Below are 1,460 nucleotides of genomic sequence, written 5' to 3' on the forward strand. Positions count from 1 at the left end.
GGGGGGTGCCTCTATGTCTTTCGTCAAGCGAGGCGTGGGGTTCTGGGTTCGTAGAAGGTGCCGTCGCGGAGCATCGCGAAGAGCACGCTGATGCGCTGCCGGGCGAGGCGGAGGAGGGCCTGGGTGTGGGTTTTGCCCCGGGTTCGGCATCGGTCGTAGTAGTCGCGAGAGGCGGGGTCGTGCAGGGCGGCGAACGCGGAGAGGAACATCGCGCGTTTGAGCTGCCGGTTCCCGCCTCGTGGCGCGTGCTCGCCGTGGATCGAGGTGCCCGACTGCTTTGTGGCAGGAGCGAGGCCGGCGTAGGAGGCGAGGTGGGCGGCGGTGGGGAAGCTGGTGCCGTCGCCGACGGTGACCAGCAGGACGGCGGTGGTCCTGACGCCGATGCCGGGCATCGACGTCAGGACCTGGGAAAGAGGGTGGGCCTCCAGTAGTTCGCTGATCTGAGCTTCCAGGGCCCGGCGTTGTTCGTGGACGGCCGCGAGCGAGCGGGCCAGGGATGGGATGACGATGTCGAGGGTGCCGGTGCCCGGGACCACGACAGTCTGCTCCTCGAGTGCGTCGAAGACGTCGTCGATCAGCCGCTGTGCCATGCGTGGGGCCTTGGGGCGGATCAGTTCGACGAGTCTGCGGCGGCCGGCTTTCCGCAGGGCGGCCGGGGATCCGTAGCGTTCCAGCAGCCAGGTGACGGCCTGGTGGTCTAGACGTGGGCCAAGGACGCGTTCCAGGCTGGGGTGGAACTGGGTGAGCAGGCCGCGTATCCGGTTGGAGGTGCGGGTGGCCTCGGCGGCGAGGTCTTGGTCGAAGCCGACCAGGACGGTGAGCTCGGCGGTGATTTCGTCGGTGAGTTCCAGCGTGCGCAGAGTGTGGGGCATGGTGCGGGCGGCGTCCGCGATCACCGCGGCGTCCTTCGCGTCGGTCTTGGCCTCGCCGGGGTAGAGGTCGGCGATCCGCCGCATGGCAAGGCCCGGCAGGTAGGCGACCTGGCAGCCGGTGTCGCGGGCGACGGTCAGCGGGAGGGCGCCGATGGAGGCGGGCTGGTCCACGATCACCAGGACGGTGCCGAACTTCGTGGACAGTTTCTCGAAGACGGCCCGCAGTTTCGGTTCGCTGTTGGGCAGGGGTTTGTCGAAGACCTTCTTGCCGGCCGGGGTCAGCCCGTGCCCGTGGTGTGTGCTCTTGCCGACGTCCAGGCCGAGGAAGACGCCCACGTCTTTGGTGTCGATCACCGTGCCCCCACTCGTTCGCTGCGGTGCTGACCTGGGCATCGGGGCCGTTCTCGCGCATCCACGTTATGCAGACCTGCCGCCCGCGGACGGCCGGGCATTGCGCCCGGCCAGGGCAGTGGTCGGACCTCTTATCAGCGTCTCCGACGGCACCCCTCGGGCCCGGTGACACCACCCCCCAGGTCATCCGTTCGACAGGGGGCAACAGTCATGCCGGGCCCGGAGGCCAGCGGCCCC

Annotated in this window: 1 protein-coding gene; it reads right to left on the reverse strand. The window is 69.3% G+C overall.

From position 1 onward, the window contains the following. Positions 1-23: 23 nt before the first annotated feature. The gene (locus tag AB0M16_RS36150; protein ID WP_365350791.1) at positions 24-1,265 is read right to left on the reverse strand and encodes an IS110 family transposase; all 1,242 of its coding nucleotides are present in this window, start codon (positions 1,263-1,265) and stop codon (positions 24-26) included. Between the last annotated feature and the right edge of the window lie 195 nt (positions 1,266-1,460).

The sequence above is a fragment of the Streptomyces sp. NPDC051921 genome (assembly GCF_040680975.1).
Classification (GTDB): Bacteria; Actinomycetota; Actinomycetes; order Streptomycetales; family Streptomycetaceae; genus Streptomyces.